This window comes from Streptomyces sp. NPDC059456 (genome assembly GCF_042750055.1).
Lineage (GTDB): Bacteria > Actinomycetota > Actinomycetes > Streptomycetales > Streptomycetaceae > Streptomyces.
In genome coordinates this window covers 1-2,566 of record NZ_JBHYVA010000934.1, presented here as the reverse complement: position 1 = coordinate 2,566, position 2,566 = coordinate 1, and the positions used below count along the sequence as shown (strand labels likewise).

Here is a 2,566-nt window from a genome sequence, read left to right as displayed (position 1 = left end):
GCGCCATATCTCGAATCCCCCCCCCGGTGTGCGCACGCGGCTTAGGGGGGGGCCCCCCCGGGGGGGCCCCCCCGGCGGGGGCCCCCCCCCCCGCCCCCCCCGGCTACTTCGCGATGGCCCGCGGCACCCGGGACACCGCCCCGCTGGAAATGACCAAGTGGTTCGACACCAACTACCACTACCTGGTGCCCGAACTCGGCCCCGACACCGTCTTCAGCGCCGACTCCACCCGGCAGACCGCCCAGCTGACGGAGGCCCTCGCGCTCGGCCACACCGCCCGCCCGGTGCTCGTCGGCCCGGTCACCTACCTGCTCCTCGCCAAGCCCGCGCCGGGCGTGGCCCACGACTTCCGGCCGCTGACCCTGCTGGACCGGCTGCTGCCCGTCTACGCCCGCGTCCTGGCCGACCTGCGCGCCGCCGGCGCCGAGTGGGTCCAGCTGGACGAGCCCGCCCTGGTCCAGGACCGCACCCCGGCCGACCTGAACGCCGCCGCGCGTGCGTACCGCGAGCTGGGCGCCGCCACCGACCGTCCGAAGCTGCTCGTCGCCTCCTATTTCGACCGGCTCGGCGCAGCGCTCCCCGTGCTCGCCAAGGCGCCCGTGGAGGGCCTGGCCCTCGACTTCACCGACGCGGCCGCCACCAACCTCGCCGACCTCGCCGCCGTCGGCGGACTGCCCGGCAAGCGCCTGGTCGCGGGCGTCGTCAACGGCCGCAACGTCTGGATCAACGACCACCAGAAGTCGCTGACCACCCTCGGCACGCTCCTGGGCCTCGCCGACCGGGTCGACGTCGCCGCGTCCTGCTCCCTGCTGCACGTCCCGCTGGACTCCGCCGCCGAGCGCGACCTCGACCCGCAGGTCCGCCGCTGGCTCGCGTTCGCCCGGCAGAAGACGCGGGAGGTCTCGGTCCTGGCCCGCGCCCTGGCCCGGGGTACGGACGCCCTCGCGCCCGAACTCGCCGCGAACCGGGCCGACCTGGCCTCCCGCGCCGGCTCCGCCCTCACCCACGACCCCGCCGTACGGGCCCGCACCGCGGCGGTCACCGACGCCGACGGCCGCCGCTCCCAGCCGTACGCCCGGCGCGCCGCCGCCCAGCGCGCCCGCCTCGGCCTGCCGCTGCTGCCGACCACGACGATCGGTTCGTTCCCGCAGACCGACGAGCTGCGCACGGCCCGCGCCGACCTGCGCGCCGGGCGGATCGACACCGCCGGGTACGAGGAGCGGATCAAGGCGGAGATCGGCGAGATCGTCTCCTTCCAGGAGAAGACCGGCATCGACGTCCTGGTGCACGGCGAGCCCGAACGCAACGACATGGTGCAGTACTTCGCCGAGCAGCTCACCGGCTACCTGGCCACCCGGCACGGCTGGGTCCAGTCGTACGGCACCCGCTACGTCCGCCCGCCGGTGCTGGCCGGGGACATCTCCCGTCCCGGGCCGATGACCGTGCGCTGGACGACGTACGCGCAGTCGCTGACGGCCAGGCCGGTCAAGGGCATGCTGACCGGCCCGGTGACCATGCTCGCCTGGTCCTTCGTACGCGACGACCAGCCGCTCGGCGACACCGCCCGCCAAGTGGCCCTCGCCCTGCGAGACGAGGTGGACGACCTGGAGGCGGCCGGGACCCCGGTCATCCAGGTCGACGAACCCGCCCTGCGCGAAACCCTGCCGCTGCGGGCCGAGGGCCGCGCCGGCTACCTGGCGTGGGCGACGGAGGCGTTCCGCCTCACCACCGGCGGCGTCCGGCCGGACACCCAGATCCACACGCACATGTGCTACGCGGAGTTCGGCGACATCGTCCAGGCCATCGACGACCTCGACGCCGACGTCATCAGCCTGGAGGCCGCCCGCTCCCACATGCGGATCGCCGAAGAGCTGGCCGCGCACGGATACCCCCGCGAGGCGGGACCCGGTGTCTGGGACATCCACTCCCCGCGCGTGCCCGGTACCGCGGAGGCGGCCGCGCTGCTGCGCAGGGGACTGGGCGCGGTCCCCGCCGAACGGCTCTGGGTCAACCCCGACTGCGGCCTGAAGACCCGTGGCTGGACCGAGACGCGTGCCTCCCTGGAGCACCTCGTCGCGGCGGCCCGGGAGGTGCGCGCGGACCTGGCGGCCGGCCGGTCCTGACAACCGTCTGCCGGTCCGGCCGCCCCTGCGGCGGCCGGACCGGCAGGTGTGACGGCGCCGGTTAAGGGCGCGTCAACCGGACCTTAAGGCTGCCTGAGGAATGTGTCGGCCCGTGACAGAAGTGAACTCTGCGCGGGGTGACGGCCGTATCCAGGACGTGGTGGGAGGACGTCGTCCAACGATCGAGGAGTGCGGATGTCCAGGAAACGGACTATGAGTCTCAAGAAGAAGCTCGTGTTCACCGTCGTTTCGGGAACCGTCGTGGCCGGCGCGGTCGTCGCCACGATGGCGACCGGCAACGCCGCCGTTCCCGACGTGGTGTGCCAGGGGTCGACGGTGACGCTGTCGGGCGAAGCGGGCGCACCGGCCGCGACCAGCGGGACGTTCCCCGTCGGAACGAAGCTCAAGGTCACCAACCTCGACAACGGCCAGGCCACCACCGT

Annotated in this window: 2 pseudogenes; both read left to right on the top strand. The window is 73.9% G+C overall.

The features are described from left to right. Nucleotides 1-95: 95 nt before the first annotated feature. Nucleotides 96-2,123, top strand: a pseudogene (metE, locus tag ACFXA3_RS40725) (5-methyltetrahydropteroyltriglutamate--homocysteine S-methyltransferase); the annotation flags it as partial. Nucleotides 2,124-2,336: 213 nt separating this feature from the next. Beyond that, a pseudogene (locus ACFXA3_RS40720) lies at nucleotides 2,337-2,566 on the top strand (hypothetical protein); the annotation flags it as partial.